This window comes from Brevibacillus massiliensis, from assembly GCF_000311785.1.
GTDB lineage: Bacteria > Bacillota > Bacilli > Brevibacillales > Brevibacillaceae > Brevibacillus_C > Brevibacillus_C massiliensis.
Genome location: NZ_HE978545.1, coordinates 173931 through 188492, shown reverse-complemented (window position 1 = coordinate 188492; position 14562 = coordinate 173931). Strand labels below are relative to the sequence as shown.

At 54.5% G+C, this 14562-nt stretch carries 20 protein-coding genes; 1 reads left to right on the top strand and 19 read right to left on the bottom strand.

The features are described from left to right. Positions 1-39: 39 nt before the first annotated feature. The 7 genes from HGBM_RS20280 to HGBM_RS20250 all read right to left on the bottom strand — a co-directional run bounded on the left by HGBM_RS20280 (position 40) and on the right by HGBM_RS20250 (position 5305). Positions 40-783: a pseudouridine synthase gene (locus HGBM_RS20280; protein WP_019122916.1), complete on the bottom strand. Its 744-nt coding sequence runs from the start codon at positions 781-783 to the stop codon at positions 40-42. A 110-nt stretch (positions 784-893) separates the two neighbouring features. After that, positions 894-1427 (bottom strand): spore maturation protein, encoded by a 534-nt coding sequence (locus HGBM_RS20275; RefSeq protein ID WP_019122915.1) that lies wholly within the window; start codon positions 1425-1427, stop codon positions 894-896. An 11-nt stretch (positions 1428-1438) separates the two neighbouring features. Then, positions 1439-2029: a nucleoside recognition domain-containing protein gene (locus HGBM_RS20270; protein ID WP_019122914.1), complete on the bottom strand. Its 591-nt coding sequence runs from the start codon at positions 2027-2029 to the stop codon at positions 1439-1441. Next, positions 2022-3194 carry a D-alanyl-D-alanine carboxypeptidase family protein gene (locus tag HGBM_RS20265; RefSeq protein WP_019122913.1) on the bottom strand — a complete coding sequence of 391 codons (1173 nt, stop codon included), beginning with the start codon at positions 3192-3194 and terminating at the stop codon, positions 2022-2024. The genes HGBM_RS20270 and HGBM_RS20265 overlap by 8 nt, the downstream gene beginning before the upstream one ends. Before the next feature lie 74 nt (positions 3195-3268). Then, the gene (gene scpB / locus HGBM_RS20260) at positions 3269-3859 is read right to left on the bottom strand and encodes an SMC-Scp complex subunit ScpB (RefSeq protein WP_019122912.1); all 591 of its coding nucleotides are present in this window, start codon (positions 3857-3859) and stop codon (positions 3269-3271) included. Next, the gene (locus HGBM_RS20255) at positions 3849-4616 is read right to left on the bottom strand and encodes a segregation/condensation protein A (protein ID WP_019122911.1); all 768 of its coding nucleotides are present in this window, start codon (positions 4614-4616) and stop codon (positions 3849-3851) included. Before HGBM_RS20255 ends, scpB begins: the two co-directional genes overlap by 11 nt. 17 nt (positions 4617-4633) lie before the next feature. Further along, entirely contained in the window at positions 4634-5305 is a 672-nt protein-coding gene (locus HGBM_RS20250; protein ID WP_019122910.1) for a site-2 protease family protein, read from the bottom strand. Positions 5306-5391: 86 nt separating this feature from the next. Between HGBM_RS20250 and HGBM_RS30990 the strand changes: the two genes are divergently transcribed. Further along, positions 5392-5742 (top strand): hypothetical protein, encoded by a 351-nt coding sequence (locus HGBM_RS30990; protein ID WP_019122909.1) that lies wholly within the window; start codon positions 5392-5394, stop codon positions 5740-5742. Between the two features lie 176 nt (positions 5743-5918). Here the strand turns inward: HGBM_RS30990 and HGBM_RS20240 are convergent, their stop codons facing one another. The 12 genes from HGBM_RS20240 to spoIIAA all read right to left on the bottom strand — a co-directional run bounded on the left by HGBM_RS20240 (position 5919) and on the right by spoIIAA (position 14464). Continuing rightward, a complete protein-coding gene (locus tag HGBM_RS20240; protein WP_019122908.1) occupies positions 5919-6347 on the bottom strand; it encodes a peptidylprolyl isomerase in 429 nt (142 codons plus the stop codon). Between the two features lie 60 nt (positions 6348-6407). Beyond that, positions 6408-7724: a diaminopimelate decarboxylase gene (gene lysA / locus HGBM_RS20235; RefSeq protein WP_026074552.1), complete on the bottom strand. Its 1317-nt coding sequence runs from the start codon at positions 7722-7724 to the stop codon at positions 6408-6410. Between the two features lie 225 nt (positions 7725-7949). Continuing rightward, positions 7950-9419: a spore germination protein gene (locus HGBM_RS20230; protein WP_019122906.1), complete on the bottom strand. Its 1470-nt coding sequence runs from the start codon at positions 9417-9419 to the stop codon at positions 7950-7952. Beyond that, the gene (locus tag HGBM_RS28115; protein ID WP_019122905.1) at positions 9379-9792 is read right to left on the bottom strand and encodes a stage V sporulation protein AE; all 414 of its coding nucleotides are present in this window, start codon (positions 9790-9792) and stop codon (positions 9379-9381) included. Before HGBM_RS28115 ends, HGBM_RS20230 begins: the two co-directional genes overlap by 41 nt. A gap of 10 nt (positions 9793-9802) precedes the next feature. Next, positions 9803-10153 carry a stage V sporulation protein AE gene (gene spoVAE / locus HGBM_RS20220; RefSeq protein ID WP_019122904.1) on the bottom strand — a complete coding sequence of 117 codons (351 nt, stop codon included), beginning with the start codon at positions 10151-10153 and terminating at the stop codon, positions 9803-9805. 3 nt (positions 10154-10156) lie between these two features. Next, complete coding sequence (gene spoVAD, locus HGBM_RS20215) at positions 10157-11170, bottom strand: stage V sporulation protein AD (protein ID WP_035287612.1); 1014 nt, start codon at positions 11168-11170, stop codon at positions 10157-10159. Positions 11171-11206: 36 nt separating this feature from the next. Further along, the gene (gene spoVAC / locus HGBM_RS20210; protein ID WP_019122902.1) at positions 11207-11692 is read right to left on the bottom strand and encodes a stage V sporulation protein AC; all 486 of its coding nucleotides are present in this window, start codon (positions 11690-11692) and stop codon (positions 11207-11209) included. Between the two features lie 99 nt (positions 11693-11791). Further along, a complete protein-coding gene (locus HGBM_RS20205; RefSeq protein WP_019122901.1) occupies positions 11792-12211 on the bottom strand; it encodes a stage V sporulation protein AB in 420 nt (139 codons plus the stop codon). Continuing rightward, complete coding sequence (locus HGBM_RS20200; protein ID WP_019122900.1) at positions 12211-12822, bottom strand: stage V sporulation protein AA; 612 nt, start codon at positions 12820-12822, stop codon at positions 12211-12213. Before HGBM_RS20200 ends, HGBM_RS20205 begins: the two co-directional genes overlap by 1 nt. A 77-nt stretch (positions 12823-12899) precedes the next feature. Next, positions 12900-13655 (bottom strand): RNA polymerase sporulation sigma factor SigF, encoded by a 756-nt coding sequence (sigF, locus tag HGBM_RS20195; RefSeq protein ID WP_019122899.1) that lies wholly within the window; start codon positions 13653-13655, stop codon positions 12900-12902. 10 nt (positions 13656-13665) lie between these two features. After that, the gene (gene spoIIAB, locus HGBM_RS20190) at positions 13666-14094 is read right to left on the bottom strand and encodes an anti-sigma F factor (RefSeq protein WP_035287610.1); all 429 of its coding nucleotides are present in this window, start codon (positions 14092-14094) and stop codon (positions 13666-13668) included. 19 nt (positions 14095-14113) lie between these two features. Then, the gene (spoIIAA, locus tag HGBM_RS20185; RefSeq protein ID WP_019122897.1) at positions 14114-14464 is read right to left on the bottom strand and encodes an anti-sigma F factor antagonist; all 351 of its coding nucleotides are present in this window, start codon (positions 14462-14464) and stop codon (positions 14114-14116) included. Positions 14465-14562: the final 98 nt, after the last annotated feature.

Here is a 14562-nt window from a genome sequence, read left to right as displayed (position 1 = left end):
TGCAGCCAACACAACATTTATGAACAGATTTTGAACGATCTACCGGCGCGATGCCGTACGGCTGCCGGCCAGTTCCTTTTGCAGCCGGGCCACCTCTTCGTCGGTCAGATGGCGGAATCTTCCCTTTTTCAGCCCCTCCAACGTGAGAAAACCCAGCCTGATTCGCTCCAGCTCCAGGACCGGATGACCGATGGCTTCGCACATCCGGCGAACCTGCCTGTTTTTTCCTTCATGAATGGTCAATTCGATCAGCGCCCGGTTTCGGCTGCGGTCCGCTACAACCAGGCTGGCCTGTCCCGGAGCGGTCATCCCGTCTTCCAGCCGGACTCCCTCGGCCAGGCGGCGGAGCTTGTCTTCACTCGGGATGCCCCGCACCCACGCCCGGTACACCTTGTCTATTTCATAAGAAGGATGGGCCAGGCGGTTGGCGAGATCGCCGTCGTTCGTCAACAGCAGCAATCCGGAGGTGTCATAGTCCAGACGTCCCACCGGATACACCCGCTCGTCGATCCCGGTCAGCAAATCAGTCACCACCCGGCGGCCCTGGGGATCAGACAAGCTGGTAATCACGCCCTTCGGCTTGTTGAGCAGTAGGTAGAGATGTTCTTCCCGGCGAATCTGCCGTCCATCGACAGCGATGCGATCGCGAAGCGGATCTACCTTGGTTCCCAATTCGCGTATAACTGTTCCATTTACCTCGACCCGTCCCTGTTTGATCAGTTCTTCACAGCGGCGGCGAGAGGCCACACCCGCTTGTGCGAGTACTTTTTGCAAGCGTTCCATACCCGGTTCACCTCCTACTCATCATACCCATTTCCGGGAACGAGGACAACTCTACGGCTATGGCGGCACAAAAAGAACAACCCGATTCACCATTGCGATCGTGAATCGGGTTACCCAAACACCAGGTAAACGACAATCAGCGAAGCGACCACACCCGCCAGGTCAGACCAGAGTCCCACCTTCAGCGCGTAGGCGCCGTTGCGAATCCCCACCGCGCCAAAGTAGACGGTCAGCACGTATAGGGTGGTATCCGTGCTCCCCTGCATCGTGGAGGCCAGTCGGCCGAGCAGCGAATCCGGGCCGTACTGGGCGATCAAGTCAGTCGTGATCGCCAGCGAGCCGGTTCCTGAGAGGGGACGCATCAGTGCGAGCGGCACGATTTCCGAGGGAACGTGGAGCCACTGCAAGAGCGGCCGCAAGCTGCCAAGCAGTAGTTCCATCGCCCCTGACTCGCGGAACAGGGTAATCGCCACCATCATCGCCACCAGATGGGGCATGATTTTGATCGAGGTCACCAGCCCTCCTCTCGCTCCTTCGACGAAAGTCTCGTACACCGGCACCCGCCGCGACCAGGCATGGACGAGGATAAAAGCGAGCAGGACAGGGATGGCCCAAAGGGAGAGGAGTGAGATTAATCCGTACAAATCGTCCCCTCCTATCTCTGGCGCTTGCGGTACCGGTGCCGATACCACCTGTCCAGCAGCAGGGCGAAGACGGTCGCAATGAAGGAGGCGATCAGGGTCGTGCCGACGATCTCAACGGGCTGGCTGGAGCCGTACTGCATGCGAATGGCAATGATCGTCGTCGGTATCAGCGTGATGCTGGCCGTATTGATCGCCAGCAGCGTACACATCGACGCCGAGGCTGTGTTTTTGTCGGGATTCAGTTTTTGCAGTTCTTCCATCGCTTTGAGGCCCATCGGCGTAGCCGCATTTCCCAATCCCAGAATATTGGCGCTCATGTTCGACATGATGTAGCCAAGGGCTGGATGCCCTTTTGGCACGTCGGGAAACAACCGGCCGACGACGGGTGAGAGAAGCTTGCTCAGCAGATGCAGCAGCCCGGATTTTTCTGCGATTTTCATCATGCCCATCCAGAAGACGAGGATGCTCAGCAAGCCGAAGCAGACCGTCACCCCGGTCTTCGCTCCTTCGAACGAAGCCTGGCTGATCACCTCGATCCGCCCGTTGAATGCTGCGACGACTACGCTGATCAGTATGAGCCCCAGCCAGATCAGATTAAGCACGTAGAATCCCTCCTGCCATAATTTCCCATATGGTATTGACAAAAGCAGGAACGTGTCGGTTTATATGCACGCCGGTCGCGGTCTGCTGCACGGTAAGCGGCACTTTGCCAATCAGTGCGCTGCCTAAATAAATTTGCAAAAATCCGACATGTTTGCCGATCATCGCCGGTACGGCGCTGCGCTCAAACAATTGAACCTTGGATTGGATACTGGGCACCTCTTCTTCCGTTAACGGGTAGTTAAACTCATTCATCGTGACGAACACGAGATCGTCCTGCTTCCGCTCAATCGTCACCTCAGGTTCCACAGGTTCGCCCTTTTGCACCACTTTCACCGGCTGAAATTGTTTGAATCCCCAATCCAACAGGCTCATGGAATCCTGCCAATCGTCCGGGGCATTTAGAGTAACCACAGCCAATTGGCGGCCGTCCCGGGTGGCGGAAGAAGCCAGACAGCGTTTTGCCAGCCTGGTATAGCCCGTTTTGACCCCGTCTGCGCCTTTGTACATAAAGAGCAGTTTGTTTTTGTTTAAGAGCCTTCTGCCCCAATCCTCCCCTTCCCAGGAGATCGTTTTCACCTTGGTGGAGACGATCTTTTGAAACTCCGGATTTTTCAACGCATAGGCAGACAGCTTCACCATATCTTCGGCAGTGGAGTAGTGCAAGTTGCTGTCGTCGAGCCCGTGCGGATTGGTGAAATTCGTATGGGTCATGCCAATCATCGCCGCTTTTTCGTTCATCATGAAAGCAAATCCGGGAACAGAACCGCCGACATGCTCGGCTATCGCCACGGCGGAATCGTTTCCTGACCGCAGCATCAACCCGTACAGCAATTCCTCCAGAGTAAGCCGCTCCCCTTGTTTGAGGTAAATTGAAGAGCCTGCCACCCCGACCGCGCTTTTCGGTACGGTGACGACATCGCTGAGATTGGCCGATTCAATCGCCACGATCGCCGTCATCGTTTTTGTCAAGCTGGCGATCCGCATCTTTTTATCCGCGTTTTTCTTATACAAAATGCGCCCTGACGCGACATCGATCAGTGCGGCAGCTTCGGCAGATATTTTCGAAGGTTGGCTCGACGCATGGGCCGCCTTCAGCGGGACGAACAATCCCTGAAACAAAAGAAAAACGACGAGTGCGCCGGATATGCGGTTCAGGTACTTCATAATGTCCTCCCCATCTTTGCATCACTTGTTATGGTACAAGTATATGGGGACGAGTCATTCTGTAGTACCTCAACCTACTCCGGTACAACGTCGTTTGCGGATGCCTTGCCAAACAAGGCGGCAACTTCGCTTTCAGCTTCTTCGACGCTAAGCCCCTCGGGCGCTGCAGGCAGATCGGCCAATTGCCTCAGCCCGAAATGCTCCAAAAACTCTTTGGTGGTTCCGTAGAGGATCGGGCGGCCGATTCCTTCCGCTCTGCCGGTTTCCCGGATGAGCTGCTTGGACAAGAGCGTATTTAGTGCCTTTTCACACTTTACGCCCCGGATCTCCTCGATCTCCGAGCGAGTGATCGGCTGTTTGTAGGCGATGATCGCCAACGTCTCCAGGGCTGCCTGTGACAGCGTGGAATGGCCGGGTGATGAGGCCATCCGCTCGAAATAGGGGGCGTGCTCCTGCAAGGTGGTAAATTGGTAGGCTCTGGCGACCTCGACAATCTGAATGCCGCGCCCTTGTCGGCGGAAGTCCGCTTTCATGTCTTCAATCAGGTCGACGACGGTATCCTCGGGCAGCTCGATGATCTCGCCGATCTGTTTGGCGTCTATCCCTTCGTCTCCGGCCAGAAACAGCAACCCTTCGATTACGCTTTTCAGCTTGTCATAATCCATCTGCATCACCTCCTGCCGCCTGGCTCTCGCAGATCAAGATATCCGTAAACAATTGATTCTGCACACACGTCACCTGCTTCGCCTTCATCAACTCCAGCAGCGCCAAGAAAGTAGTGACAATTTCCGTTCTGCTGGCAGACGGAGAGAACAACTGGAAAAACCGGATCATCCCGCCGCCTGCTCTCAGCAACTGCCGGATCTCTTTCATTCGGTCCTTAATCGATACCTCATCACGCGATACCTTCGTCATGGGTTCTGCATCCCGCTTGCGGGCGAGCAGCCTCTCCAGCGCCGACATCAGATCGTAAAGGGTAACGTCCACTACCGGAGGCTCCTCTTCCCGGATGTACGGCGTCAGATCTTCCGCCGGGCGGGTAAAGACCTGGCTGCGCCCTGTCTCCATCTCCCGCAGCTGTTCGGCGATCAGTTTGAAACGCTTGTATTCCAAGAGGCGCTGTACCAGTTCTTCCCGGGGATCGACTTCTTCCACTTCGATGTCCAGCAGCGGTTGAAACACGTGTTCTTCCTTCTTCGGCAGCAGCATCTTGCTCTTGATGGACAACAGCGTGGCTGCCATGACCACAAACTCGCTCGCTACCTCCAACTGAAGCTCCTGCATGGCGTGAATCGTCTGCAGATACTGTTCTGTAATCTCGGCGACCGGGATGTCATAAATGTCGACTTCCGCTTTGTCGATCAGGTGCAGCAGCAAATCGAGCGGTCCCTCAAACGAATCCAGTTTAATGCTGTACGACACGTCATTCCGCCCTTCCCTTACATCCCCAAGAAATTTCGAACGACATTCTCGATTCCGGTCGTTACGAACATCAGCGGAACGCCGAGCACATAGGCTCTAAGCGTAGGGATAAAGACCAGCAGCAGGAGAATCCAGGGGCCGTAGAGATCCAGTTTATAGAAGAATCCGCCCCAGCTTTTAGGCGCCAAAAAGCGGAGAATATTGGAACCGTCCAAAGGAGATATCGGCAGCAAATTGAAGACGAGCAAACCGCAGTTAATGATGAAGCTATAGCTCAGAGTGTATCGGATTGCTTCCACTGCTTTATCCGGCAGGCCGTTTAAAAGGCTGAAATTGTACACCAGAAAGAAGATGAACGTAAACAAAAACGCCAACACCAGATTGACAAACGGGCCGGCAGCGGCGACGCAGACCATGCCCAGGCGCTTGTTGCCGCGAAAGTTGAACGGATTGACCGGAACGGGCTTGGCCCAGCCGAACGGCCCGAAGAGAATCAACAGCAAGCCGAACGGATCGATGTGCGGGATCGGATTGATCGTCAGCCGCCCTTCCCGCTGCGCCGTATTATCGCCCAATCGCCAGGCCACATAGGCGTGTGCCCACTCGTGCAGCGAAAAGGCAATCACGAAGGCGATCAAGCGAAACGGAAGCGTATACCAGTCAAAGTGCAAGAATTGGGATAGATCCATGTCCGGCCTCCTGTTTGCCAAATCTACAAAACCGTAAAATCACTAATTAATAGAATACCAGTTGGATCAGGTAGAGACAAGAAGACATGACAAAAACACAGGAAAAAGCGCCCGCAGCCTCTTTATTTTTGAGAACATTGTCCGTGGAGACCGAGAAAAATGGGCTCGCTTCGTTCGTGGCTCGCCAGCGGGGAAGCTGGACTGGCCGTCTGCACTCCAAAAAACGGCACGTCGACCAAAAATTTCCGGAAGTAACTCAACGTAGAATTTGGTCGACAAGCGTGTGCCGTTTTTTCCGTTCCGACTGGGTGGGCGCTGCCAAGGCCTGCGCTCGCTCCATTTTTCTCGGTCTCACCGAAGCTTTTCCTCATAACCTGCATATCTCGCATCTTTTTGCTCGTTTTTCGATAATTTCTTCGATGATTTTATCGTTCTGATCGATCTGTGTCATGATGTTCGCGTTCAGTTTCCTCAATGCATCGTAAATAGCAAGAGTATCGCCATAAGCTCCTCCCTTTTTTCAGATGTATGTAAGAAAAGCTTCGCTTGAAGCAGTAAAAAACAATCGACACTAGCTGTGGGCGGCTAATGTCGATTGTTTTCGGGGCGTGGTTTACCCCACTTTGACTTCCTTCATCTGATCGCCTTGCTTGATGTTGTCCACGTGTTCCATGCCTTCCGTCACTTTGCCGAACACGGTGTGAACACCGTCCAGGTGGGGGAAAGCATCGTAGCAGATAAAGAACTGGCTGCCGCCGGTGTCCTTGCCGGCATGGGCCATGGACAGGGCGCCGCGCACGTGCTTGTGCGGGTTTCCTGCAGTTTCGCACTTGATCGTATAGCCGGGGCCGCCTGTTCCGGTACCGTACGGGCAGCCGCCTTGCGCGACGAAGCCCGGGATGACACGGTGAAACGTCAACCCATTGTAAAAGCCCTCATTGGCCAATTTTTCAAAGTTGGCAACGGTGCCGGGAGCAGCTTCATCATACAATTCCAGGATGATTTCCTTGCCATTTTCAAGCGTAATTTTAGCCGTTTTCATGGATCGGCCTCCTTTGCAGTGATCTCTTTATCTTATCCCTTCTTTTTCAGCTAGGCAAGATCAGAGGTTAATCCGCTTCGGCAGGCGATCCAGGCGAACCAGGTCTGACAACTGTTCGCGTTCGACGACCAACTCGGCGTGTCCATCCCGGACGAACACGACGGCCGGTCGGGCGATCCGATTGTAATTGTTTGCCATGGCGTATCCGTATGCCCCTGTGCTGGGAACAGCCAGGATGTCGCCGGCCCGCACCTTTGGCAATTGGATGTCCCAAATCAACATGTCGCCCGACTCGCAGCACTTCCCGGCAATCGATACGGTCTCTTCTGCCTCGTCCAGCATGCGATTGGCCAAGGCCGCTTCGTACTTGGCCTGATACAGGGCCGGCCGAAGATTGTCTGTCATCCCGCCGTCCACCGCGACGTACTTGCGCATGCCGGGGATCTCCTTGGTGGAGCCGATCCGGTAAAGCGTCGTACCGGCATCCCCGACGATACTGCGTCCTGGTTCGATCCACAGCTCCGGCAGCGCCAAATCGTGCTCTTCGCATTCGCGCCGGACCGTAGTCGCAATCGCCTTGACGTACTCGCCCGGAGTTCGCGGCGTATCGCCTTCCACGTAGTAGATGCCAAAACCGCCGCCGACGTTCAAAACAGCCGGTTCAAAGCCCAGTTTTGCCTTTGCCTCGGCGAGGAACGAAATCACCCGCTCTACTGTCAAGACAAATCCATTTGTTTCAAAAATTTGCGATCCGATATGGCAATGCGTACCCAGCAGATGGAGCGCTTCCGCATTCAGCGCAAATTGTATCGCTTCCAACGCCTGTCCGCTCATCATGTCAAAGCCAAATTTGGAATCCTGTTGACCCGTTGAAATGTACTCATGCGTATGCGCCTCCACCCCGGGCGTAATCCGCAGCAGCACATTTACCTGTTTTCCCCGCTCTTTGCCCAGTTGGTTTAGCAGTCCCAGCTCGTAAAAGTTGTCTGCGACAAAACAGCCGATCCCGGTATCCAACGCCATTTCCATCTCTTCTATCGATTTATTGTTCCCGTGAAAGTGAATGCGTTCTGCCGGAAATCCTGCCTCCAGAGCGGTGTACAGTTCCCCGCCGGAGACAACATCCAGCGACAGCCCCTCTTCTTCGATCAATTTGCACATGGCCATCGTGCAAAATGCCTTGCTCGCATAAGCGACTTGGAAAGCGAGTCCACTTTCTTGAAACGCTGTGACGAACGCGCGGCACTTGCTGCGGATTTGCGCTTCGTCATACACGAAAAGCGGTGTGCCAAATTCTGCGGCGAGCTCAACTGCATTGCAGCCGCCGATCTCCAATTGTCCTTTTTCATCGATACGGCTGGTACCGTGAAGTAACATCATCCATTTCCCCCTTGCTTCCTGACTCGCTTGCGTGAACAGAAGAAAAACCTGCAGAAGTCTTCTTGAAACTTCTGCATTTTTAGGCGGCAAAAAACAACTGACGTGAGAGCACGCCAGTTGTCATGTTTGCTGCCAACGTACCATGCGGACTTTATCACGTTAAATTATACTATAACATGGACGGAATTTTGTTGACAATGGATATTCTTCTGATCGGAGAAGCTACCGCCGGTAAGGATTTTGCGGTTTCACGATACTCGGCCGCAGTTTTTTGGATGGCATCGTCGTACGGATGATCACTTCCTTCATGGCCTGGTAGTTAAACGGGATCAGCGGCCACAAATACGGCGTCTCCAGGGATCGGGTCATCGCCAGCAAGACGATGACGGCAGCGATCCCGATAACGAAACCCGGAGCGCCGAGTAAACCAACCAAGATCAACAAGACGAGTCTGACCAGGCGATTGGCCAGGCTCAATTCGTAACTGGGGGTGGCGAATGTGCCAATCGCTGCCACCGCCAAGTAGAGGATTACCTCCGGGGCGAACAATCCCGCCTTGATCGCAACCTCACCGATCAGGATCGCCGCGACCAATCCCATGGCAGTCGCCAGCGGCGTCGGCGTATGGATGGCCGCCATTCGCATGAGATCCACGCCCACTTCGGCCAGCAAAAATTGCGCCAAAATCGGGATGTGCCCTGCTTTTTTTATGCCGAGAAACGACAGCGATGAAGGGATCATGCCGGGGTTCAGCACCAACAGCGTCCAGAGCGGCAAAAGAATCAGCGAGGCGACAATCCCAAAGAAGCGAATCCAGCGCAGATAGGCGCCGACGATCGGTGTCTGCCTGTACTCCTCCGCGTGCTGCACATGGTGAAAGTACGTCGTTGGCGTGATTATCACGCTCGGAGAGGTGTCGACGTAAATCAGGACATGCCCTTCCATCAAATGAACCGCTGCCACATCGGGACGTTCTGTATAACGGACCACTGGGAACGGATTCCAGGTTTTTCCGATGATAAACTCTTCCACTGTCTTGTCTGCCATCGGAATGCCGTCAACCTTCACACCATTCAGCCTCTCGCGCAGCTCCTCTACCAAGCCCGGATTGGCCACATCCTCGAGATAAGCGATCGCAACATCCGTCTTGGACCGTTCGCCAATCTGCAAAACCTCAAAGCGAAGCCGGTCATCCCGGATACGTCGACGGGTCAGCGCCGTGTTCATGACCAGGGTTTCCGTAAAACCGTCATGCGCCCCTCGCACCACCCTTTCCAAATCCGGTTCTTCCGGATTGCGGCTGGGGTATTTCCGCACGTCCAGCATTAAAGCAACCGTCTCGCCCTCCACAACGATCCCCACCTGCCCGGCGAGGATCTGGTCGACAAACTCGTCCGAGTTCTTCACCTTCGCTAATTGAAAAAAGGGGATGTACTTGTGGTAGAGGCGCTCGATCATATCGCCAGCCAGTTCCCTGCTTTTTACATCGTTGAGATCGCGCATGATCATCGTAACCAGATCGCTGTTGGCAAATCCGTTGATGTAGTAGAGCAGACACCGCTTGTCGCCGATATTGCACTCGTGTGCGCCCATGTCATAACTGACGCCGACTCCCAGTACCCGATTGAGATACTGTTGGTTTTCTTCAATATTAGGGGTGATCGGATGTTTCTCCCGGGCCTCTGCCGGCATGATGACCGCTCCTTTCCAGTATCCATTCGACCGCTTTTCGCGTAATGGGACAACCGCGGCGCAGACTGTCCCGCCCTGCCATTTTCCCGATATCGCCAATGCCGATGACATTGGGAACCGCCAATCCCGAAAGGATGTCGACAGTATCACCCATGATCCGGTTATCCAGCTGTTTTCGTGCAAAGCCGTCCTTGTCAACAGCATCCTTGACAATCCGGCCGGCATTGTCTATCGAGCAGTCTACTCGTACGCCTCGTGCCCAACTCGTATGGGAAGCGACGGCCAGCACGCCGAGAATCCGGAAGCCGGGATGGCGCGTGACGATCGACATTGCCTGCTCGCCTGCTCCCCGCCCGTAATCGCCATTAGTCATCCTTCCTTCTTCAACTCCTTGGTTTAAAGACGAGCGCGGCGAGGAAACCAAATACGATTGCGGCCGAGATACCGGCGCTTGTCACCTCAAAAATCCCGGTAATCATGCCGACCAGTCCATCCCGCTCTGCCTCGGTTATCGCTCCGTGGTACAGGGAGTGCCCAAAGCTGGTGATAGGCACTGTGGCACCGGCACCGGCAAACTTGATAAACGGGTCGTAAAAACCGAAGAAATCAAGCACGACACCGGCCACTACGAGCATGCTCATCACATGTGCCGGGGTCAGCTTGCCGACGTCCATCAATAGTTGGCCGATGACACAGATGAGTCCGCCGACGACGAAGGCGATCACGAATTCCATGCGTCATACTCCCCCTTCCAGCGCTACGGCATGGGCGATGCACGGGATTGATTTTCCCTGTTGATAGCTGACCGGACTCAGCAGGGCACCCGTCGCACACACCAGTACTTTTTGCAGCTTGCCTTGAGACATCTGCTCCATGATGTATCCGTAAGTCACCACAGCACTGCTGGCACAGCCGCTGGCGCCGGCAAACACATCTTGATCCGGCGAATACACCATCAGACCGCAATCGTTGTACACTTGATCCATGTCATACCCCTCTTTCGCCAACATCGCTTTGGCGATCGGATACCCAATGGCAGCGAGGTCGCCGGTCACGATCAAATCGTAATCTTGCGGCGTGCGTCCGCAATCGCGAAAATGGGCAAGCAGAGTGGAAACAGCCGCCGGAGCCATCGCCGTCCCCATGTCGAATGGATCTTTTACCCCCATATCCACCACCTTGCCCATCGTCGCATAAGTGATGCGGGGCCCCGTTCCCCCCTGGCCGACTACGGCCGCACCCGCCCCGGTCACGGTCCATTGGGCCGACGGCGGTTTTTGTCCGCCGTACTCCGTCGGATATCGGTACTGCTTCTCTGCCGTCGCATTGTGGCTGCTGCAGGCGGCGACGATTGAGTTGGCATAACCGGCATTCACCAGTGCAGCCGCGTTGGCAAGAGTCAGCATCGAAGTTGAGCATGCCCCGTACATGCCCATCAGCGGGATGCCGATGCTTTCAGCAGTAAAGGTGGCTGTGATGTTCTGATTGAGCAGATCTCCGGCCATGATCAAATCCACTTGATCCGCGGTCAGGCCCGCCTTGGCAATCGCGATGCTGATCGCATCTTCCATCAACCGCTGCTCTGCCGCCTCCCAGGAATCCCGGCCGGCGTACATGTCGTCATAGGTTTTATCGTAGGTATCCTTGAGCGGTCCCTGTGCTTCCTTGGGACCTACAGCCGTAGCTGACGATTGAATCCGGACGTCACTGGTGAACTTCCACGTCTGACGGCTCAAACGCGGCGCTGTCATAAGATCGACGCTCACACTTAACCCCCCCTCTTTCTATCAGCCCGGCCAGATCATTCGCATCAGCGTTTTGATCAACGCTGCAACAAATGCGGCTACGACGCCGAAGACGATTACCGAACCGGCCAGTTTAAACATGTTGCCTCCGACCCCCAGCACGTACCCTTCGCTGCGGTGTTCGATTGCAGCCGAAGCAATTGAATTGGCGAATCCGGTAACCGGAACAGCCGATCCCGCTCCAGCGTATTGCCCGATGTTGTCATACACGCCAAAACCGGTCAACAGCACAGAGATGAAAATCAGCGTCGCCACCGTCGGATTTCCCGCCGTTTTATCCGTGAAGTCAAAGACACTCATATAGAACTTCTGAATCACCTGTCCCAAAAGACAGATCGTACCGCCGACCCAAAACGCACGCCATGAGTTCAGCAGGACGTTGCGCTGCGGCTGGTACTTCGCCGCATGCTGCTGATAGAGCGCTTTGGTCATCTTTAGGTCCGGATCTTGTTTTGTCTTGGTTGCCAATGAACATCCACTTCCTTTCTGAAGGTATTTTCCCTTTCCCTTCCGTTACGATATTTTTCCTACTCTTGTCCGTTCTATGAGCTCTCCCCTGCTGCCAAATCATAGGCGGAAAAGCCACTGCACCAAGGATCCAAGCAATTTGCCTGCCACCATCGCCATCAAGAAAGAGAGGATAAAGTCAGTCATCGAAAGCCGCTTCGCCAAAATGGGAAAGACATTCAGCACTTCCGTCAGGCCGGCCGCAAGCGTCCCGACAAATACCCCGGCAAACAGTCCCACGAGGGCAGTCACCAGCTCGGCCAAGCGAAACGAGAGGGAGAAGAAATCGATCACCGTAAAAAAGAGCGCACCGGAAATAAGCGCCCATTCGTACGCCCGAATATAAGAGCGGGAATTCGTCAATTGGGTCAACCTCGGGATGATATCGAGCACCGTGATGAAGGCGACCAGCCCCCCGCCCACAGCAAATCCACCGCTAAGTCCAACGATCACCAAAAGTCCATCCAGCAGCAGCTTCATCACTTCATCTTTTCATTCTCCTTGTTCTCATGTTGAATGTAATACTGGTCGACATTCTGTTGATATAAAAACAACTCTACTTCCAACGGACTTGGCTCCTCGTTGATGCGCTTTTGGAAGAAATGGTTAAAAAACAGAATCATGCCCAAAGCGATTCCCAGCGAATACGGGATTTGCATGAGCAGCGGTTGACTCTCGGCCCGTCCGGTGATCAGGTAGTAAAGGCGCTGGTGCACTTCAGGCATGCTTACATCCGTATGGAAGTTCATAATGGCGAGTCCCGAGCCGATAAACAACACAAGCCAGACCAATGCGACCAATACAATGTTAGGCCTTTTGCGCCTGCTGATCACTTCGACAATCACCTGCGGGGCACCCTGGATCTCAAGTTGGATGTCCGGGTACATCGTGCGCAGCTTTTTCACCACTTGCATGATGTCGATCACCAACAAGTCTCCATCCTCCGGCTTTACCTGGTAGACCGGCAGCCTGCGCAGATGCTCTTCCTGCACGCCATCCCAATACAGCTGGCAGATGTCGCCCATCGTTACAACGGCACCCGGCTGAACGGACAGTCTCCTTCTCAGCCGCAGGAATAAAGGTGCTTCCATTCGACTCCCCCCTTGTCCGTGTACCGGTTAGTATGCGCCCATGTCTGCCAGAAAATGCAATAAGCGACCGATTGAGCTTACAGCTCAATCTGGTCGCGAATGGTTTGCAGGATGCGTTTTTCCAGTCGGGATACCTGCACTTGTGAAATGCCCAGCCGCTCCGCCACTTCAGACTGGGTCTGGTCTTTGTAATAGCGCAGGTAGACGATCAGCTGCTCCCGCTCTGTCAATCTGCTGATCGCATCTTTCAGCGCAATCTGTTCAAACCACTTGCCCATGCTCTCGTCGGCAATCTGATCCATCAAGGTGATCGGGTCGCCGTCGTTCTCAAACACCGTTTCGTGAATGGATGACGGGGCACGGCTCGCCTCCTGGGCAAAGACGACTTCTTCCGGGCTGATTCCGAGCACCTCCGCCACTTCGCCTACTGTGGGTGAACGCCCCAGGTCCTTGTACAACTCATCCTTTGTCCGGCGCACGCGGTTGGCGGTCTCCTTGAGCGAACGGCTGACCTTGACCGTTCCGTCGTCGCGCAGAAACCGCTGGATCTCACCGATGATCATCGGCACGGCATACGTGGAGAACTTGACGTCGTAGTTCAGATCAAACTTATCCACCGCCTTGAGCAAGCCGATGCAGCCGATTTGAAAGAGGTCGTCCGCTTCATACCCGCGATTGATAAACCGCTGCACGACCGACCAGACCAGTCGGATGTTGCTGTTCACCAGCATTTCACGGGCCTCGGTATCGCCGTCTTGACTCCTGGCGATCAACTCTTTCACCTGGTCGTTGTTCAAAAATGGATGACTTGCATTTTTAATATCTGCTCCCATGGCATTACCCCTAATTTTGCATGGCTGCCCTAAAGGAAAGGCGCTTCGTCAGGCGAACCTTCGTGCCGCTGCCGACGCCTGTCGCCACCTCCAGCGAGTCCATGAAATTCTCCATAATGGTAAAGCCCATCCCGGAACGCTCCAGTTCAGGTTTTGACGTGTACAGCGGCTGCATCGCAAGCCCGACATCGTCAATCCCTTTCCCTTTGTCCTCGATCGTCAACTCGACGAGTCCATCGTTGTAAGAGACGTGAATGTACACAATTCCGGAAGGATCGTCCTCGTAGCCGTGGATGATAGCATTGGTTACGGCCTCCGACACCACCGTCTTGATCTCCTCCAACTCCTCCATCGTAACGTCCAATTGGGAAAGAAAAGAGGCGACGGCTACCCGGGCAAATGACTCATTTTGACTTAGAGCGGCAAACTCCAGATTCATAAAGTTTTGCTTATTCACGTTACGCCACCCCCAGTACCGTGAGGGCTTCCGCTTCGCTTTCGCGAAACTTGATGACTTTAAACAAGCCTGACATTTCAAAAATGCGCTGGATGGTCGGATTGATCGAACAGACCACCATTTCGCCCGAGCGCGCCGAGATCTGCTTGTAACGTCCCAGGATCACGCCAATGCCAGAGCTGTCCATGAACCCCAAGTCGGCCAGACTCAGGACAATGTGGCGGATTTGCGGCCCTTTCAGCGCCTCATCCACCTTGCTGCGCAGTTCATCCGCCGTGTGATGATCCAGTTCCCCGCGGAGCCTGACGACTAACACGTCGTTTTTGGTTTCCATATCGATGGTAAGACTCATCTGCCATACACTCTCCTTCTTCCCGTTGTTCCTCTCTCATTCTTCACATCAAAAGCCATTTCCTGCCAGTCGACAAAAGAACAAAAAAACCGAGAAGC